The organism is Gilliamella sp. B2889, from assembly GCF_026536885.1.
Classification (GTDB): Bacteria; Pseudomonadota; Gammaproteobacteria; order Enterobacterales; family Orbaceae; genus Gilliamella; species Gilliamella apicola_E.
Genome location: NZ_JAFNNF010000001.1, coordinates 463048 through 488279, shown reverse-complemented (window position 1 = coordinate 488279; position 25232 = coordinate 463048). Strand labels below are relative to the sequence as shown.

The 25232-nt window shown below is 37.6% G+C and carries 17 protein-coding genes and 1 riboswitch; of the genes, 13 read left to right on the top strand and 4 right to left on the bottom strand.

Annotated elements, in window-relative coordinates:
- The first annotated feature begins 3 nt into the window (after window positions 1–3).
- Together aceF and lpdA are read left to right on the top strand one after the other, a co-directional pair.
- A complete protein-coding gene (aceF, locus tag J3U09_RS02235) occupies window positions 4–1608 on the top strand; it encodes a pyruvate dehydrogenase complex dihydrolipoyllysine-residue acetyltransferase (protein ID WP_416380020.1) in 1605 nt (534 codons plus the stop codon).
- Window positions 1609–1624: 16 nt separating this feature from the next.
- Window positions 1625–3049 carry a dihydrolipoyl dehydrogenase gene (gene lpdA / locus J3U09_RS02230; RefSeq protein ID WP_065561920.1) on the top strand — a complete coding sequence of 475 codons (1425 nt, stop codon included), beginning with the start codon at window positions 1625–1627 and terminating at the stop codon, window positions 3047–3049.
- Window positions 3050–4066: 1017 nt separating this feature from the next.
- Here lpdA and J3U09_RS02225 read toward each other — a convergent pair.
- On the bottom strand, window positions 4067–5245 hold the full coding sequence (locus J3U09_RS02225) for a carbohydrate porin (protein ID WP_065561919.1): 1179 nt from the start codon (window positions 5243–5245) through the stop codon (window positions 4067–4069).
- Window positions 5246–5592: 347 nt separating this feature from the next.
- On the opposite strand from J3U09_RS02225, the gene prfA reads away from it, so the two are divergent.
- The 5 genes from prfA (at window position 5593) to J3U09_RS02200 (ending at window position 12870) form a co-directional block, all read left to right on the top strand.
- Window positions 5593–6678 (top strand): peptide chain release factor 1, encoded by a 1086-nt coding sequence (gene prfA / locus J3U09_RS02220; RefSeq protein WP_065561918.1) that lies wholly within the window; start codon window positions 5593–5595, stop codon window positions 6676–6678.
- A complete protein-coding gene (prmC, locus tag J3U09_RS02215; RefSeq protein WP_267337542.1) occupies window positions 6675–7511 on the top strand; it encodes a peptide chain release factor N(5)-glutamine methyltransferase in 837 nt (278 codons plus the stop codon). Before prfA ends, prmC begins: the two co-directional genes overlap by 4 nt.
- Before the next feature lie 17 nt (window positions 7512–7528).
- Window positions 7529–8383 (top strand): 3-deoxy-8-phosphooctulonate synthase, encoded by an 855-nt coding sequence (kdsA, locus tag J3U09_RS02210; RefSeq protein ID WP_065561962.1) that lies wholly within the window; start codon window positions 7529–7531, stop codon window positions 8381–8383.
- A 407-nt stretch (window positions 8384–8790) separates the two neighbouring features.
- Window positions 8791–10206, top strand: a complete 1416-nt coding sequence (locus tag J3U09_RS02205) for an OprD family outer membrane porin (RefSeq protein ID WP_267356959.1) — start codon at window positions 8791–8793, stop codon at window positions 10204–10206.
- Window positions 10207–10215: 9 nt separating this feature from the next.
- Window positions 10216–12870 (top strand): beta-N-acetylhexosaminidase, encoded by a 2655-nt coding sequence (locus J3U09_RS02200; protein ID WP_267356957.1) that lies wholly within the window; start codon window positions 10216–10218, stop codon window positions 12868–12870.
- A 77-nt stretch (window positions 12871–12947) separates the two neighbouring features.
- Here the strand turns inward: J3U09_RS02200 and rraB are convergent, their stop codons facing one another.
- Window positions 12948–13334, bottom strand: coding sequence for a ribonuclease E inhibitor RraB (gene rraB, locus J3U09_RS02195; RefSeq protein ID WP_065561915.1), 387 nt, complete (start codon window positions 13332–13334; stop codon window positions 12948–12950).
- Window positions 13335–13362: 28 nt separating this feature from the next.
- Between rraB and rnm the strand changes: the two genes are divergently transcribed.
- The 4 genes from rnm (at window position 13363) to rluB (ending at window position 16559) form a co-directional block, all read left to right on the top strand.
- Complete coding sequence (rnm, locus tag J3U09_RS02190) at window positions 13363–14235, top strand: RNase RNM (RefSeq protein WP_267356956.1); 873 nt, start codon at window positions 13363–13365, stop codon at window positions 14233–14235.
- A 66-nt stretch (window positions 14236–14301) separates the two neighbouring features.
- On the top strand, window positions 14302–14922 hold the full coding sequence (locus tag J3U09_RS02185; protein ID WP_065561914.1) for an L-threonylcarbamoyladenylate synthase: 621 nt from the start codon (window positions 14302–14304) through the stop codon (window positions 14920–14922).
- A 29-nt stretch (window positions 14923–14951) separates the two neighbouring features.
- Window positions 14952–15656 carry a DUF3592 domain-containing protein gene (locus J3U09_RS02180; protein WP_267330903.1) on the top strand — a complete coding sequence of 235 codons (705 nt, stop codon included), beginning with the start codon at window positions 14952–14954 and terminating at the stop codon, window positions 15654–15656.
- Between the two features lie 42 nt (window positions 15657–15698).
- A complete protein-coding gene (gene rluB, locus J3U09_RS02175) occupies window positions 15699–16559 on the top strand; it encodes a 23S rRNA pseudouridine(2605) synthase RluB (RefSeq protein WP_267330904.1) in 861 nt (286 codons plus the stop codon).
- A 303-nt stretch (window positions 16560–16862) separates the two neighbouring features.
- Here rluB and J3U09_RS02170 read toward each other — a convergent pair whose 3' ends face one another.
- Window positions 16863–17879 carry an amidohydrolase family protein gene (locus tag J3U09_RS02170; RefSeq protein ID WP_267356954.1) on the bottom strand — a complete coding sequence of 339 codons (1017 nt, stop codon included), beginning with the start codon at window positions 17877–17879 and terminating at the stop codon, window positions 16863–16865.
- A 1251-nt stretch (window positions 17880–19130) separates the two neighbouring features.
- On the opposite strand from J3U09_RS02170, the gene J3U09_RS02165 reads away from it, so the two are divergent.
- Both J3U09_RS02165 and J3U09_RS02160 read left to right on the top strand, forming a co-directional pair.
- Window positions 19131–20450 (top strand): hypothetical protein, encoded by a 1320-nt coding sequence (locus J3U09_RS02165; protein WP_267356952.1) that lies wholly within the window; start codon window positions 19131–19133, stop codon window positions 20448–20450.
- Between the two features lie 718 nt (window positions 20451–21168).
- Window positions 21169–22455: a hypothetical protein gene (locus tag J3U09_RS02160; protein ID WP_267356950.1), complete on the top strand. Its 1287-nt coding sequence runs from the start codon at window positions 21169–21171 to the stop codon at window positions 22453–22455.
- Between the two features lie 409 nt (window positions 22456–22864).
- Here the strand turns inward: J3U09_RS02160 and argS are convergent, their stop codons facing one another.
- Window positions 22865–24598 carry an arginine--tRNA ligase gene (argS, locus tag J3U09_RS02155; protein WP_267356948.1) on the bottom strand — a complete coding sequence of 578 codons (1734 nt, stop codon included), beginning with the start codon at window positions 24596–24598 and terminating at the stop codon, window positions 22865–22867.
- A 517-nt stretch (window positions 24599–25115) separates the two neighbouring features.
- A riboswitch (TPP riboswitch) is annotated at window positions 25116–25224 on the top strand.
- Window positions 25225–25232: the final 8 nt, after the last annotated feature.

Sequence of the window (25232 nt, the reverse complement as noted above, 5' to 3'; positions counted from 1 at the left end):
ATAATGAGTATTGAAATAAAATTACCTGATATCGGAAGCGATGAAGTTGAAGTAACAGAAATCCTAGTTAAAGTCGGCGACAAAGTTGATGTAGATCAATCACTATTGACTGTTGAAGGCGATAAAGCATCGATGGAAATACCGGCACCACAGGCTGGTATTGTGAAGTCAATCATTGTCAAAGTTGGCGATAAAGTGACTACAGGTGTTAGTATTATGGAATTTGACGAAGAGGGCGCAAGCGGGTCAAAAACGCCTGCTCCAGAAGTTTCAGCTCCAGCTTCAGCACCAGCGCCAGCACAAAATAGTAGCCAAGTCGTTGATGTCAATGTCCCAGACATTGGTGGCGATGAAGTAGAAGTGACTGAAATATTAGTTAAAGTTGGTGACTCTGTTTCAGTTGATGATTCACTCATCACCGTTGAAGGTGACAAAGCTTCAATGGAAGTACCCGCAACTATAGCTGGTACAGTAAAAAGCATCACTGTTAAAATTGGTGATAAAGTCAAAACTGGCTCCAAAATAATGGAGTTTGAAACGAATAGTGCACCCGTTAAAGCTGAACCTGCGCCAGCTCCAGCTCCAGCTCAAGCTCAAGCTCAAGCTCAAGCTCAAGCTCAAGCTCAAGCTCCTGCACCAGTTGCTGAGACTGCTAAACCTGCACCAACTGCAAATGAATTTGTAGAAAACGATGCTTACGCACATGCCACACCATCAGTTCGACGATTAGCAAGAGAATTTGGTATCAATCTTGCAAAAATCCAACCTACAGGCCCTAAACATCGTGTACTTCGTGAAGATATCCAAAACTATGTCAAAAATGCCGTAAAACAAGTTGAAAACGGTGGATCATCTGGTGCATTCCCTGGATTATTACCATGGCCAAAAGTCGATTTCAGTAAATTTGGTGAAATTGAATCTTTACCATTAACCAAAATTCAAAAAGTATCCGGTGCAAATTTACATCGAAACTGGGTGATGATTCCTCATGTTACTGAATTTGATGAAACAGATATCACTGAACTAGAGGCATTTCGTAAGCAACAAAATGCTGAAGCAGAAAAGAAAAAACTCGACCTCAAAATTACTCCGCTCGTGTTTATCATGAAGGCCGTAGCGAGTGCTTTAACTGCTTATCCGCGTTTTAATAGTTCATTGTCAGAAGATGCACAAACCCTTATCATTAAAAAATACATCAACATCGGTGTGGCAGTTGACACGCCAAATGGTTTAGTTGTTCCTGTATTTAAAGATGTAAATAAAAAAGGCATTATTGAACTTTCACGTGAACTTGCTGAAATCTCCAAAAAAGCGCGAGACGGTAAACTCACAGGTAGTGATATGCAAGGTGGTTGTTTCACTATTTCAAGTCTTGGTGGCATCGGAACGACATCATTTACCCCGATTGTAAATGCGCCAGAAGTGGGCATACTTGGTGTATCTCGCTCAAGTATGAAACCAGTATGGAATGGTAAAGAATTTACACCACGCTTAATGTTACCTTTATCATTATCCTTCGATCACCGAGTGATTGATGGCGCAGATGGTGCACGCTTCTTAAGCCATATTGTTAATGTTTTATCCGACTTACGTCGACTAGTGATGTAAGGGGGGGAAATCAGTTATGAGTCAAGATATCAAAACACAAGTTGTTGTATTAGGTGCCGGGCCAGCGGGTTATTCCGCTGCTTTCCGTGCCGCCGATCTTGGATTAGATGTGACATTAGTCGAACGCTACTCAACCTTGGGTGGTGTTTGCCTTAATGTTGGCTGTATTCCTTCTAAAGCATTATTGCATGTTGCTAAAGTGATGGATGAAGCAAAATCCCTCACCGAACATGGCATCCATTTTGGAACGCCAAAGTTAGAACTCGACAAAGTTCGTGCTTGGAAAGAAAAGGTAATCAATCAGCTTACTAACGGGCTGGCAGGCATGGCCAAAATGCGTAAAGTTAATGTGATTCAAGGTGAAGCGCAATTCACCGGTAGTCACACAATGGATGTTACCTCTGCCAAAGGTATAACTAAAATTACCTTTGATAATGCTATTATTGCAGCAGGATCTCGACCAATAACCTTACCATTCATTCCACATGACGATCCTCGTATATGGGACTCAACCGATGCGTTAGCATTAACCACTATTCCTAAAAAATTACTGTTAATGGGTGGTGGTATTATTGGTCTGGAAATGGGTACCGTATATCACGCATTGGGTTCAGAAGTGGATGTGGTTGAAATGCTAGATCAGGTGATCCCAGCTGCGGATAAAGATGTGATAAAAGTCTTTACCAAACAAATTCAAAAGAAATTTACCTTACGCTTAGAAACTAAAGTAAATACGGTCGAAGCCAAACATGATGCAATCTATGTCACCATGGAAAAGAAAGATGGAACAATCGAAACTCACACTTACGACGCAGTACTAGTGGCGATAGGTCGAGCGCCAAATGGTAAACTTATCAATGCTGAAAAAGCTGGAGTAAATGTGACCGATCGTGGTTTTATTGAAGTCGATAAACAGATGAGAACTAACGTTCCACATATCTATGCGATCGGTGATATTGTGGGTCAACCAATGTTGGCTCATAAAGGGGTTCATGAAGGGCATGTTGCAGCTGAAGTGATAGCTGGTAAAAAACATTATTTCGATCCGAAAACCATACCATCCATTGCTTACACCGAGCCAGAAGTTGCCTGGGTAGGATTAACTGAAAAAGAAGCGAAAGCAAAAGGTATCGATTATGAGGTCGCCATATTCCCATGGGCAGCATCAGGGCGAGCAATTGCGTCTGATTGTTCAGAAGGGATGACTAAACTAATCTTTAACAAAGCCGATAATCGCCTTCTTGGTGGTGCGGTAGTTGGAGCGAACGGTGGTGAACTACTTGGAGAGATCACTCTTGCTGTAGAGATGGGCTGTGATGCAGAAGACATTGCACTAACCATCCACGCTCACCCAACCTTACATGAATCAATTGGACTCGCGTCCGAAGTGTATGAAGGTACGGTTACCGATCTACCTAATCCAAAGGCCGTTAAAAAATAAGTAATATCTACTCTTATCATTGAAATAATGCCGTTAGCTTACTAACGGCATTTTATTTTTCTTGCTTGAGAACATTGACATCCCAAACTTCCCGATTAAATGAGTAAAAAAGGGGAGATAACTATCTAATTCATCAGAATAATCTAACCTACTTTATTATCCTGCGATTTTCAATCGCTAAATCTTTTCACATTATCGGAAAGTACGAATAAAAAACTTACAATTTCAACAATCCTATTTAATAAATATGCTCTAATGATTCGCAAAATGATAAATTACAATATCAAAAAAAGTTGAGGAGCGGGGTTTTTGAAGGTGTTTTTTGCAAAATCATGGAAAATAAAAATGTAGCTAAAATTCTTTTTTATAATGAGAGTCTTCTAATTGATAGGGAAGATTTGATTTTAATATCTTGCAATTTTTAACCGCTAAATTTTTTCACATTATCGGAAAGTACGAATAAAAACTTACAATTTCAACAATTCTATTTATTAAAAATGATCTAATGATTCGCAAAATGATAAATTACGATATCAAAAAAAGTTGAGGAGCGGGGTTTTTGAAGGTGTTTTTTGCAAAATCATAGAAAATAAAATTGTAGCTAAAATTCTTTTTTATAATGATTGTCTTCTAATTGATAGGGAAGATTTGATTTTAATATCTTGCAATTTTTAACCGCTAAATCTTTTCACATTATCAGAAAAGTACGAATAAAAAATTATAATTTCAACAATCCTATTTATTAAATATGCTCTAATGATTCGCAAAATGATAAATTACGATATCAAAAAAAGTTGAGGAGCGGGGTTTTTGAAGGTGTTTTTAGCAAAATTATGGAAAATAAAAATGTAGCTAAAATTCTTTTTTATAATGAGAGTCTTCTGATTGATAAGAAAAAATTGATTTTAATATCATTATTAATTGGTTGATCATTTCACCAACTAGCCAAAAGCAATAAAAAAGCCAGTTTTAAAAATAAGCATTAAACTGGCTTAATCGAGAATTTACTTCAACTAATTAAAAGAAGTATTTAAATCTTACACGAGCACCATAACGATCATCGGTGTTATCGCCATGAGATTTACTTCTATCAAGTAATGACCAATAAGCACCTAAATAGATATTAAAATTATCCATATCTAACACATCATCAATTAGATATGAGGCATTAACAGTATGAATTTTATATTTACCTTTGCTATTTATATGGCCATCTTTAACACGATTATATGGATTAAATTTTTTGATATCATTGTTCGCAAATAAGTAACCTAAGCCGATTTTTTCCCAAACAATATTTGTGCCAATGGTCATATCTTTTTCATCTTTAGCATTCATATAAGCAAAGCTGGCATTAAATCTGAATCCTGCTGCATCCCAATCGCCTTGATTGTTCCATGAAAAAGTCGCGCCATAACCAGTTCTTTGTGATTGATCGCGGAATTTACCGTTATCATCATGATAACCGTAAGCATTTTTTACCACATTGGTTTCGGCAGCAATTGCGGTTGAAATGCTTTCATTTTTCCATGATAAAACTGGACGTAAATAGACCACGTTTTTCTTCTTATCAATTTCATAACCATGATAAGCCGATTTATTAAACATTTTCTCGCCATTATTGACCAATGCATTTAACTCAAAATTGACATTATCAAATAGCGGTGTATTTAATTGAATACCGCCACCATTATTACTACGTCCACGACCCTCTTTCAACATATAGATATAGCCAAAGCCGTCTTCATATAAATCATTGGCAGTATTACCTGAATATTCAATAAAGGTATCTTGTCCAAGCGGGAACATATCATAAGCTTCATAACGACCAATTTTAATATTCCACTCGTTTTTCTGACCAAAATAAAATGCCGCATCATCCAGATTCACATCACCACCTAAATCTGCTAAGGGTTGCACCACGAATCCAGCAAAGTTTTTGTTGTTAATTTCACGATAGCCATCTAAACCAATCAATATACGACCATTGATATCCCAACGATCTTTATCAGAAGGTTTATTTTTTTTATCAGCAGTCTCCCTCAAAGAGCTAAGTTGCTGTTTGCTACTAGCGGCATCCACATTAAATTCGACGTCTCCATATAACTTTAATTGTCCTTGCGGAGTATCCCATTGAATAGCCGCATTTGCCATTGAACTTAACCCAATCAGACTACACATAAACATCTTCTTCATAAAATTAACTCCTTGAATAGTTATAATATTTAACAACAGTTTTATGTATGCGATAACAAAATTTAAAGCAAAATGGTGGTTCAATCTTAATAAAAGCGTTATTGATTCGTGATGACATCGTTTACAAATGATGTTATATGGAGTTAAGTAAATTTAAAATGACCAAAATTGAAATCTGTGACACGTGTAACATTTTTTATTCAATCTAATAATCATATCCTCACCAATACAGTGCAATTAACAATATTGTTTAGCTTAGCCATAAGTAAGTAGAAACTGTATTTTAAAGGCAATTAAGTATATAATGCCGGGCAAATTCAATTAATCATTATCAAATATATAGAGTTATGAAACCTTCAATTATCAGTAAATTGGAAACGCTACAAGAGCGTTATGAAGAGGTTCAAGCATTACTATCTGATGCAACGGTTATTGCCGATCAAAACCGATTTCGAACCCTTTCAAAAGAATATGCACAATTAACCGATGTGGTTAAGTGCTTTGCTAATTGGCAGCAAACTCAAGAAGATATCGAAACTGCCAAGATGATGCTATCTGATCCTGAAATGAGTGAAATGGCTCAAGAAGAGTTAAATGAAGCCATGGCTCAAGTTGAACAGCAAGAAAAACAATTACAAGTACTCCTGTTACCGAAAGATCCGAATGATGACTACAACTGTTTTGTTGAAGTTAGAGCGGGCACAGGTGGTGATGAAGCTGCAATCTTTGCTGGTGATTTAGCCAGAATGTACACAAGATACGCGGAATCTCGCAACTGGCGTGTTGAAATCATGAGTGCAAATGATGGTGAATATGGCGGTTATAAAGAAGTGATCATGTTAGTCAGTGGTGATGGTGTTTATGGCCACTTAAAATTTGAATCAGGTGGACATCGTGTTCAACGAGTACCTGAAACTGAGTCACAAGGGCGTATTCACACATCTGCTTGTACTGTTGCTGTTTTACCTGAGATTCCTGAAGCAGAAATGCCAGAAATCAATCCAGCGGATTTAAAAATTGACACCTACCGTTCATCCGGTGCAGGTGGTCAGCATGTTAATACCACTGATTCAGCAATCCGTATTACCCATATTCCAACTGGGATTGTGGTTGAATGTCAGGATGAACGTTCACAACATAAAAACAAAGCGAAAGCGATGTCAGTATTAGTTGCACGTATTCAAGATGCCGAAGCGCGCAAACGTCAACAAGAAGAAGCATCAACCAGACGTAACTTATTAGGTTCGGGTGATCGTTCAGACCGTATTCGAACATATAACTATCCTCAAGGACGGGTTACTGACCACCGTATAAATCTTACCATTTATCGCTTAGATGAAGTGATGGAAGGTAAATTAGATATGCTAATTGAACCAATAGTACAAGAGTACCAAGCAGATCAGCTTGCAGCGTTATCGGAACAGGATGAATGACCTATTTAGAATGGCTTAAATTTGCGTCGCAAACCTTAACTGAAAGCGAAAGCCCAAAACGTGATGCAGAAATTTTATTGAGTTTTGTAACTCATAGAACACGCACCTTTTTAATGGCTTTTAGTGAAACATCATTAACTGACGATGAAGTCATTGCGTTAGATGCTTATTTAAAAAGACGTCAAGAAGGTGAGCCGATTGCCTATATTACGGGCGAAAAAGAATTTTGGTCATTAAAATTTAATGTCTCCAACTCGACATTAATCCCACGCCCCGATACTGAAAAGCTTGTTGAACTTGGTTTAGAATATTTGCCAAAGGCACCTTGTGAAGTCTTGGATTTGGGGACTGGAACCGGAGCGATAGCAATCGCCATGGCAACTGAACGTCCTGATTGCTTATTTACCGCAATCGAAAAAAACAAAGATGCGTTAATATTAGCTCAAAAAAATGCCAAGCAAATCGATGTTAATAATGTTTACTTTTTACTGGGTGATTGGTATAAACCAATAAAAAATCGTAAATTTTCTATGATTACCAGTAATCCCCCTTATATTGACCCGACCGATGTTCATCTATCGCAAGGCGACGTTCGTTATGAGCCTCGTAGCGCATTGGTTTCTGAAGATGATGGACTTGCCGATATTAAAGTCATTGTACAAGGCGCAACTAAACATTTAAATCAATATGGTTGGCTGCTAATCGAGCATGGTTGGAAACAGGGCTTAGCGGTGCAAACTATTTTTAAACAACACGGATTTCAATTAGTCGAAACCTTCACCGATTACAGTGGCAATGACAGAGTCACACTTGGTCGTTGGTTTAAACCTTAACTAGGAATGAGTTTATGATTAAACAAAAAAAAGTAAAAGTAGGTAATATCACGGTAGCTAATGATTTACCGTTTGTATTATTTGGTGGTATGAATGTGCTTGAATCACGCGATTTAGCCATGAAAATTTGTGAACATTATGTCACAGTAACCGATAAACTGAATATTCCTTATATTTTCAAAGCCTCTTTTGACAAAGCTAATCGCTCATCAGTTCACTCTTATCGAGGACCTGGGTTAGAAGAAGGGATGAAAATCTTCCAAGAATTAAAACAGCAATTTGGTATAAAAATTATCACTGACGTTCATACCGAAGAGCAGTGCCAACCCGTTGCCGATGTCGTTGACGTTATTCAATTACCCGCTTTTTTGGCAAGACAAACAGACCTAGTTGTTGCAATGGCGAAAACTGGTGCGGTAATCAATGTCAAAAAACCACAATTTGTTAGCCCAGGACAAATGGGCAATATTGTCGAAAAATTTGAAGAAGCGGGTAATGACCAAGTTATCCTTTGTGATCGTGGTAGCTGCTTTGGTTATGACAACCTTGTTGTTGATATGCTTGGCTTTAACGTAATGAAAAAAGTTAGCAAGGGTTCGCCAGTGATTTTTGATGTAACTCATGCGCTACAATGTCGTGACCCAATGGGAGCAGCGTCAGGTGGTCGTCGTGGTCAAGTTACAGAATTAGCTCGTTCAGGGATGGCGGTAGGTATTGCCGGATTATTCTTAGAATCACATCCTGATCCAAGTCATGCAAAATGTGATGGTCCATCAGCATTACCGTTAGCAAAACTTGAACCATTCTTAAAACAGATGAAAGCCATTGATGAATTAGTAAAAAGTTTTGAAGAGCTAGATACTGAAAACTAATTGCGCTATCAATTCCTAAGAGAAATGTTATACATTTCTCTTTTTTTACCTATTACTCACCCCATTAAACTTATTCATTTCATTACTAATTCTGCCCATAATTTCATGACTTAAAAACCATCAAAAAAATAGAGCTTAATTAATTTATCACATAAAAAAAGAGCCGAAAATCCCACAAAAATAAGCCGAATTTTCATCATTTTGGTGATTTAGATCACGAATTTAGATTAATTAATTTGCGAACTAAAATATGTTTATGCATTATAAAAATGCATATTTGTCCAATCTCCACCTAAATATGTTTCGTAGTTTAGAAAGCAATTCAAAGTAATAACGAATTTAGTTTGGCTTATAGCATCCGATTAAAGCAATTTAGCGGTCAGTTATATAAATATGGGAATGAAATTATGAGTCTGGATAATGCACTTGGTTTACCCTATCGTTTTAATCATTTTACTAAACTTTTTTTATCGATAACCATTTTAAGTAGCATATGCCCCGCACAAGCTCAATATGCTAGTGAATTTATTGATGATGCATCATTAACCGGTAACGTATTTTTTTGGAATCGCGATCGAGAAAGAAAAAATATTGAAGAACATAAATATGAAAAAAACCTCAGGCACTCATCATTCAACACAAATTTAGATTTTAGATCAGGCTATATTGCTGATCACCTTGGTATTGAACTGGGCGGATATGGTGCATGGGAAGTCAGTAACGGTGGCAATGGTCATCCTAATGAAATTGGTTTTAGTGGCGCACGCACCCGCTGGGGTGAGGATTGGAAAAAAGATGTCAGTGGTGTGAGCTTTTATAAAGCACAGGTCAATTTTAAGCAAGATGAATTATTTTGGCTAAAAGCCGGTTTTATTCAGCCATCTGGTCAAACACTATTAGCCCCTCACTGGAGTTTATTACCGGGTACTTATCGAGGTTTTGAATTAGGCACAACGCTCGATTTTGATCAAGCTGGTGCCTTATCGATGTCTTATATGTGGACAGATAAATATAAAGCGCCATGGTACAAACGCCTTTATGAATTTAAACAATGGGGAAAAGGGAAGAAGATTGATTATCTACACTCAGCCGGTTTGAAATATGACTTTAAAAATGATTTAGTGTTAGAAACCGCCTTTGGTCAAGCCAAAAATTACATGAATCAATATTTTGGTAAAGCATCTTATAAAACAGATATGCTTGATAATCCGTTAACCATGAGTTATCAATTTTATGGTGCTAAAGACCAGTCTCATAAAGGGGATAAGGTCTATGACGGCTTAGCATGGTTACAAGCGGCAACATTAGCTTACCAAGTTGGACCAGTTGGTCTACGCCTTGAAGGGGTAGCAATTAAGGCTGAAGGTAAACAAGGCTTCTTTTTACAACGTATGACGCCTGATTATGCTTCATCTAATGGACGACTAGATGTTTGGTGGAACTCACGATCGGACTTTAATGCTAATGGTGAAAAAGCCCTATTTGCTGAAGTGACTTACGATTTAGGGAATCTATCAACGTATCTAACCGGCTGGAGAACGGGCGCATCTTATGCTTTTGGTTGGGATGCAAAACCAAATTCAATAGCAAAAAATCAAAAAAATCGCTTAGTTGAATCAGCTTACAATTTTGATTTAGGCTACACTATTCAAGACACTTGGGCTAAGGACACCTCTTTCCAATTACATTACACCAAATATAATAACCATGAAAATCATATCAACAGTTGGGGTGGTGGATATGGCAACATTTTCCAAGATGAACGAGATATCAAGTTTATTGTCACAATACCTTTCACTGTGTTTCAAGCAAAGCAAAAATAGGGAAATATTATGAAAAAATCTAAAATATTGTTTACTTCAATCGTTTCTCTGCTAAGTTTTGGAGTAGCTTCTTCGGCTTACGCCTCTCAGAAAATTGTTGATGAAATAAGTTCAAAGCTTAGTGTCAAATATACTATTGTTGATAATCAAGCTGGTGAACATGGTGTTGATTGTGCAATTTTAGGTGCTGATTGGGCATCTTGTTTCAAAGCCACAATCTCGTTAAACAATGATGGCGAAGCTATCAACGACAAAGATTGGGCAATCTATTTTAGTAGTATCAGAATGATATTGGCGGTTGACAATGATCAATTCAAAATCACTCATCTTACCGGTGATCTTCATAAAATAGAGCCAACTGAAAAATTTACCGGATTTCCGGCTAAAGCCAGCATAGATATACCTATTATTGGTGAGTATTGGCAGTTAAGCGAATCGGATGTTATCCCTCGCTGGTATGTAACATCAACCGACGCCACACCAAAAGTGATCAGTAATACGGAATTGGATGATTTTGTTTCCCTAACTGGTGAACAGTGGAAGCGCACGCCCGATGATCATAATATTTTAATGACGACGGTTAATCGATTTGAACGTAATGCCGATATTAAGCCACTTGATAAAAAGGCCATGCGCGGGCAAATTATTCCAACGCCGGTGAAACTTACCCTTGCTGAAAAAGATATACAGCTTGGTAAAAATGGCATTCATCTTCAATTAAAAGGACTTAATGACGCCAGCTTAGCCGTACTCAATCAACAATTTAACAATTTAAATATCCCATTAACGGATAAAGGTTATAAGATTCTAGCAAATATTGATGCGACCAAATTTAAAAATGGCGTATCAGGTGCTTATCAACTGAATATTGGCGATAAGCAAGCGACTATAACTGCCTTTGATGAACGGGGAATTTTTTATGGTGTAGAATCGATCTTATCGTTGATTCCTGTTAACGAAAACCCAACCATTGCTATGCTAAAAGTCGAAGATTACCCACGCTTTGACTATCGTGGCATTATGTTAGACACCGGACGTAACTTTAAAACAAAGCAAGCGGTGTTAAGATTACTCGATCAAATGGCGAGTTATAAATTAAACAAATTCCATTTTCACCTAAGTGATGATGAAGGGTGGCGAATTGAGATCCCAGGTCTTCCGGAATTGACCGAGGTCGGTAGCAAGCGTTGTCATGATCTGAGCGAAAACAAATGCCTATTACCGCAATTAGGATCAGGACCTGATAGTGATAATTTAGGTAGTGGCTACTTTAGTCGTGATGATTACATTGAAATTGTCAAATATGCTAAAGATCGCTTTATTGAGGTGATCCCTGAAATTGATATGCCAGCACATGCCAGAGCGGCAATTGTGTCTATGGAAGCACGTTATCAACGCCTAATGCAAGAAGGTAAACAAGCAGAAGCTAATGAGTTTCGTTTAGTTGATCCAAGTGATGATTCAAATACCACAACGGTACAATTTTACGATCGAAAAAGTTACCTAAATCCTTGCTTAGATTCATCTAAACGCTTTGTCGATAAAGTGATCACTGAAATTGCCAAAATGCATAACCAAGCAGGACAACCATTGACTGTTTGGCACTTTGGTGGTGATGAAGCCAAAAATATTCGACTTGGTCCGGGATATCAAGATATCCACGCAAAAGAGGCGGGTAAAGGCTTAATCGATCAAAGCATTGAAGATCTACCGTGGGCAAAATCCCAAGCCTGCCAAACATTGGTTAAACAAGGCACCATCAAAGATATAAAACATCTACCGAGTTATTTTGCTATTGAAGCCAGTAAAATAGTTAAAAATCATGGCATCAATCACATGCAAGCATGGCAAGACGGCGTAAAATATGCCGAAAGTGCCAAAGACTTTGCTGTCGATAAAGTCACTGTTAACTTTTGGGACACACTTTACTGGGGAGGTTTTGATTCAGCGAGTGAATGGACCAACAAAGGTTATCAAATAGTGATATCGAATCCTGATTATGTTTATCTTGATTTTCCTTACGAAGTTAATACGTCAGAACCCGGTTATTATTGGGCTACTCGTTTTAATGATGAACGTAAAATATTTAGCTTCGCGCCAAATAACTTACCCCAAAATGCTGAAACATCCGTTGATCGTGATGGAAACCCATTCAATGCTAAAGGCACGTTAGATTGGTCTGGCAGTTACGGCTTATCAGCACAACTATGGAGCGAAATTGTTCGTACTGATAATCAGATGGAATATATGATATATCCAAGGTTAATAGCGGTCGCTGAACGAGCATGGCATCAAGCTGATTGGGAAGTTGCTTACCAAAAAGATCGTGAATTTTCGAAAGGAACGACGCATTATGTCAATCAAAACCAATTACTTAAAGATTGGACATTATTTGCTAATTTAGTGGGACAACGCGAATTATCCAAACTTGATTTAGCCAAAATTGTTTATCGCTTACCAACACCGGGGGCGAAAATTGAAAATGGTAAACTCATTGCTAATATCGTCTATCCGGGATTAGCCATTGAATATTCAACTAATCAAGGCGAAAGTTGGCAGCGTTATAAAGGACCCGTTGCCATTAACAATGTCGAACATGTATTGGTTCGTAGTGTCTCTCCAAATCAGAAAAGAACCAGTAGGGCTGTAGGCTTAAAAATGTAAAATATAATTCTTATCCGCTATTTTAGCGGATAAGAATACATCCCAAAAAGTTGAAGGGTGATTAAGAAGGGGATTAATTAGTGCAAAGTTTCCACATCTTCAGCATCATCATCACTGCCATCCTCGAAGTAGGTTCCCCAACCGTCATAATTAACCCCGAATTGGTTTGCCAATGTAATCACCTGAGCAATTTGATTATTGATTGACTCAGCATTTAACGGACTTTCAGCGATAATATCAAAACCAATAACAACATTGCCTTCATCATCAACATCCTCATCAGGATCTGTTGCTTCATAGCCTAATTTATAAGCTTCTACCGCCACTTTTTCGAGCTGATCGAAGTTTTGTGATGAGATATGGTGCTCAATAATATACATAGCATGTGGATCACTACCGTCTTCTAAAAGTTCCTGAATAATAGCAAGAGTGTCTTGCTGAGCAAGCTGAATTTGATCTTTCATAATATACCTTTTAGTGGTCGTGCAAATTGTGTGGTATATTACACGTTTAAAAATAATTTTCGAGAAAAAAGTGATTGTCGACTTACATTCGCACACAACTGCATCAGATGGCATCTTAACGCCAACTGAACTGGTTAAAAGAGCTACAGATAATCAAATCAACATGCTAGCTATCACCGATCACGATACGATCAAAGGTTTGCCTGAAGCAAAAGAGACTATCGTGCGTGAAAACTTACCAGTAAAATTGATTTACGGTGTAGAGATATCGACGATATGGAAAAATAGCGAAATTCATATTGTTGGATTGAATGTCGATATTGAAAATTCGCAGTTGCTTGAATTGTTATTAGCCCAAGAAAAAGGCCGAATTGATCGAGCAATAAGCATTAGTGAAAAATTGGCTAAAGTCAATATTCACGACGCTTATCAACAAGCCCAACAATATTCGAAAGGCGATATCGTTTCTCGAGCCCATTTTGCTCGCTTTTTAGTGGCTAATGGTTATGTCAAAGATATGAAACGAGCATTTAAAAAATACCTAGGCAAAGGTGGTTATGCTTATGTTCCGGCCAATTGTTGCGGTATTGCTGATGCGATTAATGCCATTCATTCTGCTGGTGGACAAGCTGTATTAGCACACCCATCTCGTTATGATTTGACCCTAACTAAATTAAAATTATTAATTAGTGAATTTAAAACATTCGGCGGTGATGCGATTGAAGTTTCACAAAGCCGACAAACACAAGATGATTTACAAAAACTAGCCAAACTGGCTAATGAATTTGAGTTATTGGCTTCGCAAGGCTCTGATTTTCATGATTTGGTCAATTATCTTGATTTAGGTAAAACAACACCATTGCCGGGTAGCGTAACACCTATATGGCATGATTGGGTATAAATTAAACCGTGATGAAAAACCCCGTTCCTCACATTTTTTAACCAGCAATCAACAAAGAAGAATATTATGAGCCAAACATTTTATATTCACCCAGATAATCCACAAACAAGATTATTAGATCAAGTTGTCAAAATATTAAATGACGGCGGTGTAATAGCATTTCCGACTGATTCCGGTTATTCGCTAGGTTGTTTGCTTGATAACAAGTATGGTGTAGATCGCATTTGCCAAATTCGCAACCTTGATAAACACCATAACTTCACCTTAATGTGTCGTGATCTATCCGAACTCTCATCTTATGCGTTCGTTGATAACACCACTTTTCGGTTGCTAAAAAACAATACACCAGGAAAATACGTCTTCATCTTACCTGCAAGTAAAGAAGTGCCACGACGCTTAATGAACGAAAAACGCAAAACCATAGGACTACGCATTCCCGATAATAAAATAGATTTAGCGCTTCTCGAATTACTTGGACAACCTTTAATGACCACCACGCTAATTTTACCTAACGAAAATGAAGCCCAGTCTGATCCTGAAGAGATAGAAGATAAAATCGGTCATCAACTTGATGCCATCGTTCATGGTGGCTATATCAGCGAACAACCAACCACAGTTATTGATCTAACTCACGATTATCCTGATATTATTCGAGAAGGAAGTGGTGATACTTCACCTTTTAAATAAAAAAAATTAAATATTATATAGGGAAAGAAATGAAGAAAATAATGGCACTTATTTTAATTATAAGTATTGGATTAATGTCATTGGTACTCTATCTATCGATAAAACAGATCAATTTTATTAACTCTTCACTAAGTACTACCGGCACCGTTATTGACTTTGAAGAGTCCTATTCAAAAGATTCTAATGGCAATCGATCTGTATCTTATTATCCTATCTTTCAATTTGTTGATACTCAGGAACAAGTCCGAAAGGTTCAATCAAATGTTGGTAGTAATCCTTCAGCTTATCAGAAAGGTGATGTGGTTGATATTATCTATGATCCGCAAAACGCTGATCATGCTAAAATTAACGATACTTTCTCAATGTGGCTTGGAGAAATAATTTTAGGCATACTCGCAAGCCTACTATTTTTAACAAGTGGTGGTTATTTTTATTTTAAATCTAAAAAAAATAAACTAAAACGTGCATTGCTAGCAAGTGGCCGACAAATTGAAGCCAAGATAAATTCGATTGAAAAAAATACCTCATTAACTGTCCGAGGTCGCTCTCCTTACATCATTTATAGCCAGTGGCAAGACAGAACAGCACCCGATGAGATTCATCTTTTTAAAAGTGAAAACATTTGGTTTGATCCAAAACCTTTCATTAATCAAGAGACAATAACCGTCTATATTGATGAAGCAAACCCAAAACGTTATTATGTCGATATACGTTTTTTACCCAAGGTAAAATAAACCAACTTTAGATAAAGATACCTGTGAAGGTAGCGAGGCAAAATGAAAAAATTGAATTCTGAAAAATTACAAAAAGTATTAGCCAATTTAGGCAATGGTTCTCGTCGTGAGATTGAAGCCATGATCGTTGCTGGCAAAATTAGCGTTGACGGTAAAATAGCAACGCTAGGTGATCGCGTTGACGTCAATGCCAACCCTAAAATTCGCATCAACGGCCACTTAGTCCAGTTAAGAAGCAAAGAAAAAGAAGTCTGTCGCGTACTGGCTTACTATAAACCAGAAGGGGAGATCTGCTCTCGCCATGATCCGCAAGGTCGTGCAAACGTATTTGAACGATTACCACGAATAAAAAACGCACGCTGGATCAATATTGGTCGGCTTGATATTAATACCTCTGGATTATTACTCTTCACCACCGATGGCGAACTAGCCAACCGCCTTATGCACCCAAGGCATGAAATCGAACGGGAATATGCGGTACGAGTATTCGGCAATATTACCGACCAACAACTGAATCAACTTCGCAAAGGTGTACAGCTTGAAGATGGCCCAGCTGCATTTAACTCCATCAAACCACAAGGTGGGGATGGCTTAAATCAGTGGTTCAATGTGGTTATTACTGAAGGTCGCAACCGAGAAGTCCGTCGCATGTGGGAAGCCGTAGGTGTCCAAGTTAGCCGATTACTCCGAATTCGCTATGGTAATATCACCTTACCGAAAGGCTTATCTAGGGGGACATGGATGGAACTAGGCATAGACTCGGTTAATTACTTACGACAATTAGTAGGCTTACCAGAGGAAGTAAAAAGCTTTACCAGCAAATCAACCTCAGAAAAGCGCATTCCAAAACGGGTAAAACTCAATCCAAGAACGAATAAACGCGTAAGCAAAACTCGCATTTAAAGTGCGATTAACCCTTAAATAAAATATTATTTAAGGGTTAAAAATCAATCCGCCAACCAGTCTTAACTTCTTTCATCAAGATGATCCCTTTTTATCAATAGACCCATGAATTAAAACAATTATACGCATAATCTATCTTCAAATTTCTACAACTTTAATCAAAGCAGATTAAATAGTGAAAAGACGATACGTAAGTAAGCTAAAAATAAAAAAATAAAGAGAAATGAAAACTATCGTCTATAAACAAAAAAATCCCACAAAAAGTGAGATTTTATAAAAATTTAAAATCAGATTTCTAGGCAATTATTCAAGCCCTAAAACCATTCGCCCATTTTTGGTTGCAACATTCACCACATTATCTAAATCAGTATAACGACAACCCGTCACGAGTAATTTAAGCTCTTCCCACATATTACCGGTTGAAAAAGGTAACATATAATCACTCACATTATCCGTACCGATAGCAACAGGAATACCCGCAGCAGCCAGTTCATCCACAGGCGTTAAAGAATTACGAGTAGGGCCATGTTCTTCACGACGAGGGCTATCAATCCAAGCAAATGGACAAGCAATCACCATCATCTTTGCCTCTTTCATTTTTTGATAAAGTTTTTGGCGATATTCCAAACTATGCGCAGTAATCGAAATACTATGAATGGCGACCACCTTACCATGCATACCATGCTCAATAGTTTTGTCGGTAAGTTGCTCAGTCTCGATCTCATCTGATGAATTAAATTGATCAACATGCACATGTACCATTTTGCCTAATGATTTACCTGTTTGCATCAACACATCTAAATGGAGAAGCCCCATACCTTCACCATGATCACGCTCATCACGACGAGGCAAGCCACCGATAATATCGACTAAATCAGCCCCTTTATCAAACCAATAACGCGCCTCTTTATCAATAACACCCTTAAGCGTTTGGTTCACTAATTTAATGGTAATATCTTTTTTATACGTCTCACGCGCCCGCAGAGCACCTCGAATCGCCCGTTCCTCAGCAATCGGATCAATATCAACAAACGACCCCATTGCTGACACACCTTGCTCAATCATCCGCTCAACAGCCATGCTAAAATGGCGATAATAATCATCTTCGCTCATAGCGGCTTTTACTTTATCAAGCGTATCCCATTTCTCAATCAACGTCTGTTTTTGATAGACATCAAAACTATCAACCGTAATGGTAAAAGCACGGTCTGCGTGCATATGTGAATTAACCCAACCACCATTTTGCTTAATTTTATTCATCAAATATGCTTTTAAACTTTGATCTCGACTCGTTGATAACAGGGTTTTACTATCGGTCATAATGGGCCTCTACAATTGAGTTACTTTTAAAATTAATTGGACAAAAAAAATCCCCCAAAAAGGAGGATCAAACTACTTTACATTCATTATTGTTTAGGACTGCAAAATTACAATTTGTCATAAATAGTTAACTTTAATCTTGAATAAATTGCAGAGAATTCTAATCATTTGAATGATAAGATCAAGCACTTTAAATTAAAAAATATTTAAACAAATGAAATGGTTAAAGTATTATTTTTGAGATTTTAACCCAACCAAATCACCATACAACAGTCTATAGTTTCTAAACAAATAACCCAAACTTAGCTAACTAATTATTTAATAATAACTAACGAGAGTCGAAAAAATGAGATTAACATTATCAATGTAAAAATAATTGAGGAGTCTATACCGTCATAATACTGTATTGACTGCAAATTTAATAATTTATCAAGGCAAAGCAATAAAAGGGCTAATTCCAAACTCAGCAAAGCGCGACCAAATTTAACGCCAATGTTTACTAATCAAGGTGATATTCAGAAAAATTAGTAAAATCTTTAGAAAATGCCAAGTCATAACAATAATAGACAATCATTAAACCCAGTGAACGCCTTTTACACAATATTCTTAATCCCAATAAATAATATCTAAAGACAGCATAAAAGCGTTGAAAACAGATAATCTTTTTAATAAAAAAGTTGAGGAGTGGGGTTTTTGATCTTCTAAATTCCATTTCAAAATTATTTAATGATCAACGTCATTGATTTTAAACTCAAAGATAAAATTTTCAGGATCAATAATCACATTTTTAAAGATTTGTAATTGCAACATCTTAAATTAAAACAAGAATTAATCAAATATCATTTTGATCCTTTTTAGATCTTATTTACTAAAGTTAACGCAAATGAGCGAAAAAAGTGTTGCAACGTGTTTTTCCAATCACTATACTTTTTACACGGTTTTAGTTATTAGGCTAAAACATAACTTAAAAATTTTAAATAAATCAAAAAACTACTTGACAGGATAGTCTAAAATGCATTATAATTTTCAACAGCCAACAGCCAACAGCCAGTCTGCCAAACCTATCTTTTAAATTCGTCTAAGTCTAGCTCCCAGTTTAAATTTTTAACTGAAACTTATTTTTCCACGCAATCAAGTGAAATTCTGCGAATTTTCGCGCCATCACTTCCGCGATCCTTTTCTCGATCGTTTTTCGGATCTTTTTTCCGATCCTTTCGTTTTTTCCAATTATCCCAGCAGATTGTTTTTTTCGTGGCGTTTTTTCTTCCTTTTTCCAGTCATGCATTAACTTCACAGACAACTGCAAATCATATACAGGGTAGTGCACCTTATTTGACTTTCGATGGTGGTCGTACTCGTGTTGTTAATACTAACGATCTGCTTAGGATTACGTTATCTGACGGAACTAAGTACACGCCTTCAACCAATACTTCATCTTCTTCAAGACCTATCGTCTTGCCGGTTGCAGGTCAGAGTTTTGCTGACATAAGTATGTTGGTTCCTACTGATACTAATTCAGTCACTTTGAGTTCTCTTATCGGTCCGCCTTATAATTATTGGGGGGATGATGATGGTGATGCTAACGTTACCGCTACAGGTTCTTTGAGTTTATCTATCTTTGATAAAAGAGGTCGATCTGTATCGCGTAGTACAGTTCCTGAGATTTGTAAGGCACCTTATAGGGTTACGTTATCAAGTACTAACGGCACATTATCTACTCGTTACGGAGTTCCTAATCGTAGTACTTTCAGGGCCAGTAGTGTGACTTATTACGTCAATCCTAAGGCTGAACCAGTGGTTTGTTTTGCCAGACCTAATTTGGAAGTGGGTACAGGTAATTTTGCTGGCCCGGCTTCTATGTGGGACCCTGCTAATGGTTTTCTCACACAAAAAACAGACCCTCTCTACTACGGTCAAAACTTTCCTACAACTGGCGCTAATGGACTGTACTTTGATCTACTCATTACCGGTAGTAGTCAGCCGTTGTTTTGGTCTCCTGTGTCTCGTGGTGGTATCACTGCTACCATAACTAATTCTACAGCTACAAGCGTACGCGTTACTTTAACTGGTCCTTTCGCTACCACAACTCAGCATAATAATTCTAGAAATCCTGGTCGTGTTTCTATTCCATCTTTGCCTCAGACATTCGAATTAGTCGGTCGTGACCGTCAAGGTAATCCTGTCGTTAAATATGGTTTTAGATTAAAGCAGTGGTTCGTCAACCGAGGTTCTAGGGATGACGATTATTCTGATACTTTATCTTGGTGTAATAATATTGGTTATCGAATGCCGCGTGTAAGGGATTTAACCAACTCAGTTCGTAAAAGTCCTACTATCTCTGGCGCCACCCCTTCCGCACCCGAAAATTATTACATGCGTCATATAGGTTCAGGCTTTTTCACGGAGTGGGGCAATGCGCTCAATTACTCCGGCGTAGGCTTCAGCGGCGTTTGGTGCTGGACTAGTGACCCGAATGCTGATTACTACCGGTTTCTTGTGAACACAAAAAACGGTTTTGTGGATTGGGGCTACTACACTAGCTACTACTACGGGCTTTGCACCTATCCTTAGTTTTTATTTCTTCGTCCTTAATCCTTAGGGCGGGGGTGGAGTGATAAAAAATAGTATTAGGTGATTAAAAGTAAGCTAAGAGTCAACGTCATTTAGCCATAAAATAGCGATTTTGTGGCTAAGTGGCGCTACAATTACCCGCCTCGGCGGGTTTATTTTTTAGGTATTTTATCGAAAAAAAGTTGAGGAGAGGGGTTTTTGAGGTTTTAAATTTCACTTAAAAATTATTTAATGATCAACATCATTAATTCTAAATGCTAAGATAAAATTTCTCAGGATCAATAATTATAATTACTAAGGTTTTGTAAATGCTATATTTCCAATTAAAACAATAGGTAGTTATTTTTTAACCATGTTATTTCATGATAATCTTTACGAAAGTTAACGATCTAAAGTAAAAAAAGTATTGCACCGTGTTTTTTCAGTCACTATACTTTTTACAAAATTTTAGCGGGATAGCTAAAACAATAAATAGAAAAATATTAAATAAATCATAAATATACTTGACAGGATTGTCACATATGCATTATAATTTTCAACAGGCAACAGGCAACAGGCAACTTGGCCAACCTATAATTTAAATTCGTCTAAGTTCAGCTCCCATCTTAAATTTTCCACTGACGTTTATTTTTCTACTCAATCAAGTGAAATTCTGCGAATTTTCACGCGATCCTTTTTTCGATCCTTTTCTCAATTATCCCGGCAAATTGTCTTTTTTGTGGCTCTTTTTCTTCCTTTTTCGGGGCACGCATTAACTTCACAGACAACTAGGAATGCGATACAGGGTAGTGCACCTTATCTGACTTTCGACGGTGGTCGTACTCGTATTGTTAATACTAACGATCTGCTTGGTATTACACTATCTGATGGTAAACATTATACGCCTTCTACCAATTCTTCATCTATAACCCCAATCGTCTTACCGGTTGCAGGTCAAAGTTTTGCTGATATTCGTATGTTGGTCCCTACTAATACTAATTCAGTCGCTTTAAGTGCACTTATCGGTACGCCTTATAATTATTGGGGGGATGAAGATGGTGATTCTGGCGTTACTGCTACAGGTTCTGTAAGTTTATCTATCGTCGATAAATATGGTCAAGCTGTATCACGTAGTACTGTGCCAACAATTTGTAAGGCACCTTATAAGTTTACCTTATCAAGTACTAACGGCACATTATCTACACGTTATGGCGTTCCCAATCGTAGTGATTTCAGTGCAAGTAGTGTAATTTATTACATCAATCCTAACGTTACGCCGATGGTTTGTTTTGCCAGACCTAATTCAGGTGGTTATGCTGGCCCAGCTTTGATATGGGACCCTACTAAGGGTTTTCTCACTCAGTCAAATGAGCCATCCTCTTACGGTCAAAACTTTCCTACTACTGGTGCTAATGGATTGTATTTTGATTTACTTATTAGTGGCAGTAGTCAGGCGTTGTATTGGCCTCCAATATCTCAGGGTGGTATCACAGTTAAAATGACTAATTCTACAGCTACAAGCGTTCGTGTTACTTTAACTGGTCCTTCCGCTACTAGATTCCAGATTAATTCAGACAATCCTAGTCGTATTTCCAAACCTTCTTTGCCTCAGACCTTCGAGTTGGTCGGTCGTGATGGTCAAGGTAATCCAGTTGTTAAATATGGTTTTACTTTGAAGCAGTGGTTCGTCCACCGTGTTTCTTGGAATGGCAATTATTCTCCTGCCTTATCTTGGTGTAATGGTATCGGTTATCGAATGCCTCGCGTAAAGGATTTAACCAATGCAGTTCGTAAAGATTTAGTTGTACCTAGTGCCACTCCTTCCTCATTTGGTAATAGTTTTATGCGTCATATAGGTTCGGGTTTTTTCACTGAGTGGGGTTATAATACCGTTGGCACCGCCTTCGAACTTTTTTTCTGGACTAGTGACTCCATTGGTCGTGACCAGGTTATCGTGGGTACGCACAATGGTAATGTGATGAGGCAGAACCTCTTAGGCAGCGACGGACTTTGTGCCTATCCTTAGTTTTTATTTCTTCGTCCATAATCCTTAGGACGGGGGTGGGATTGATAAAAAATAGTATTAGGTGATTAAAAGTAAGCTACGAGTCAACGTCGTTTAGCCATAAAAGCGATTTTGTGGCTTAGCGACGTTTGAATTACCCGCGGGTTTATTTTTGAGGTGTTTTATCACAAAAAAAGTTGAGGAGCGGGGTTTTTGAGGTTCTAAATCCAACTTTTTAATATTGTTTTATATGAATAATCCAGCTTTAAGCTGTGGCGTTTAGTTGTGTTTTTATATCAAAAAGTTGAGGATTTTTGGGGGATGAATTTGGTTTTATAAAATTACCCTCAATTTTAAACGCTGAAATTTTTAAGATGTTTTTAAGTGGAGATATACCACCGATATTGAACAATATCGGTGGCTGGTTTTGTTACATTTTTTCAACCGTTTTAATTCCAAGCATATCTAAACCGGTTTTAAGGGTTTTTGCTGTTAAAGATGCCAGTTTTAGACGGCTATGTTTCAAGTCTTCATTTTCGGCTGCCAAAATTGGGCAGTGCTCATAGAAGCTAGAAAATAGGGTGGCGATATCATACAAATAGGCGCACAGCAAATGCGGTGTGCCTTCTGCAGCAACGGTTGAAACGGTTTCATCAAATTGAATTAATCGAATTGCTAATGTTCGCTCTTTGTCCGTGCCTAAATTGATATTACCAGTTAAGCTATCTTCGTTGATATTTGATTTTCTAAACACCGACAGTACGCGTGTATAGGCATATTGTAGATAAGGTGCAGTATTGCCTTCAAATGACAACATGTTATCCCAATCAAAAACATAATCGGTGGTACGATTTTTGGATAGGTCGGCATATTTCACTGCGCCAATCGCTACTGCATCAATCACTTTGGCAAGTTCTGTTGGAGAAAGATCGGGATTTTTACTTTTAATTAGTGCTTCTGCACGCTCTGTTGCTTCGTCAAGCAGGTCGTTTAATTTTACGGTATCACCTGAGCGAGTTTTAAACGGCTTGCCGTCTTTACCTAACATCATTCCAAACATGTGGTGTTCAAGTTTTAAGGATTCTGGTACATATTTCGCTTTATGTACGATATCCCAAACTTGTTCTAGATGTTGGTGTTGACGTGAATCGGTATAATATAAAATACGTTCAGCATGAAGTGTTTCGTAACGATATTTTACACAGGCAATGTCGGTTGTTGCATAAAGATAGCCACCATCACGTTTTTGGATAATAACGCCCATTGGTTCGCCTTCTTTATTTTTATATTCATCTAGAAATACGACGATGGCACCGTCACTTTCAACCGCTAATTTTTTCTGTTTTAGATCGGCAACAATGCCTGGTAGCATACTGTTATAGATGCTTTCGCCCATTGTATCTTCAACCGATAAGGTGACATTAAGGCGTTTATATGTGGCAATGTTTTGTGTCATGGTGATATCCACCAATTTTCGCCACATTTCACGGCAATATTGATCACCACCTTGAAGTTTTACGACATAATTACGGGCTTTTTCGGCAAAGGCTTCGTCTTCGTCGTAATGTTTTTTAGCTGCGCGATAGAACGATTCTAAATCTGAAAGTTCCATGTCATTGGCATGTTCGTTTTCCATTTTTTCAAGATAGGCGATTAACATCCCAAATTGGGTTCCCCAATCACCAACATGGTTGGCACGGATAACATTATGACCAAGAAAGCTTAATACTCGGACACTAGCATCACCAATAATAGTTGAGCGTAAATGGCCGACGTGCATCTCTTTTGCTACGTTTGGTGCAGAGTAATCAACCACAATAGTTTGTGGTTTGGCTGGTAAAGTAATATTCAGTTTATCACTATTTAGCGCGACTTCGTTTTGTTCAGCAATCCAACTATCTTTTAAAAAGATATTAATAAAACCAGGACCGGCGATCTCGATTTTATCGGCAATATCATCAATATCAAGATGTTGTAATACTTTTTCAGCTAATGCTCGTGGTGGCATTCCCAATTTTTTAGCGGTAGACATGATACCATTTGCTTGGTAGTCACCAAATTGGGCTTTAGCTGATTGCTTGATTAAAGCGTCGCAGTTTTTATCAGCACCCGCCATAATCATTGCTTGAGAAACACGTTGTGTTAATAGTTGTTGAATATTCACACTGAACCTAATCGATTAAAATAAAATGCCCAATATAATACTGATAAATTGATAAATTGTCACTGTGGGATTAGTTAAGGACAAGTAAATAGCTGATTCTTTTATAAACGAAAATTTTTTTATTTAGATGTAATCTATCAACTCAATTATAAAATAGATAAAAAAATAAAGAGAAAACAGGTGCCGAAATTTATTTAACTAACTGATTATTAATATCCTTTTGCTCTTTTCAACTTCGGTGTTTGCTCAAGGCCATCTGCAACAACTCAGATTCACAATTGACAAAATAGTATGATAATCATGGTGAAAATATCCTTTTGGATGAATATGCAAAACTCACTCACTCCTTAAATAAGCAAGAAATCGATTTTCTGATTACAAATGGGGCTAAGCGGGAATTTTATAAAGCTATCAGTTTGATCAAGCGCAGTTACTCTCTTCCAAAATCATAGATAAGTTTGTAGGCAACCGTTGAGGGTAACTATTTACAATTATACCTTCACCCTCTAAACTAATGTCGTTCTCAACGGGGTGCCCTAGTGGGCTGAGAGTGTCAGATTGACTGACATAACTCGTCGAACCTGAACTGGATAATGCCAGCGGAGGGATTTGAGTTATTATATCTGCTCAAACC

What these genes read in the sequence shown, in the direction of transcription:
- aceF (WP_416380020.1), top strand. Translation starts at nt 4, where the DNA reads ATGAGTATTGAAATAAAATTACCTGATATCGGAAGCGATGAAGTTGAA.
- lpdA (WP_065561920.1), top strand. Translation starts at nt 1,625, where the DNA reads ATGAGTCAAGATATCAAAACACAAGTTGTTGTATTAGGTGCCGGGCCA.
- J3U09_RS02225 (WP_065561919.1), bottom strand. Translation starts at nt 5,245, where the DNA reads ATGAAGAAGATGTTTATGTGTAGTCTGATTGGGTTAAGTTCAATGGCA.
- prfA (WP_065561918.1), top strand. Translation starts at nt 5,593, where the DNA reads ATGAAACCTTCAATTATCAGTAAATTGGAAACGCTACAAGAGCGTTAT.
- prmC (WP_267337542.1), top strand. Translation starts at nt 6,675, where the DNA reads ATGACCTATTTAGAATGGCTTAAATTTGCGTCGCAAACCTTAACTGAA.
- J3U09_RS02205 (WP_267356959.1), top strand. Translation starts at nt 8,791, where the DNA reads ATGAGTCTGGATAATGCACTTGGTTTACCCTATCGTTTTAATCATTTT.
- J3U09_RS02200 (WP_267356957.1), top strand. Translation starts at nt 10,216, where the DNA reads ATGAAAAAATCTAAAATATTGTTTACTTCAATCGTTTCTCTGCTAAGT.
- rraB (WP_065561915.1), bottom strand. Translation starts at nt 13,334, where the DNA reads ATGAAAGATCAAATTCAGCTTGCTCAGCAAGACACTCTTGCTATTATT.
- J3U09_RS02185 (WP_065561914.1), top strand. Translation starts at nt 14,302, where the DNA reads ATGAGCCAAACATTTTATATTCACCCAGATAATCCACAAACAAGATTA.
- J3U09_RS02180 (WP_267330903.1), top strand. Translation starts at nt 14,952, where the DNA reads ATGAAGAAAATAATGGCACTTATTTTAATTATAAGTATTGGATTAATG.
- rluB (WP_267330904.1), top strand. Translation starts at nt 15,699, where the DNA reads ATGAAAAAATTGAATTCTGAAAAATTACAAAAAGTATTAGCCAATTTA.
- J3U09_RS02170 (WP_267356954.1), bottom strand. Translation starts at nt 17,879, where the DNA reads ATGACCGATAGTAAAACCCTGTTATCAACGAGTCGAGATCAAAGTTTA.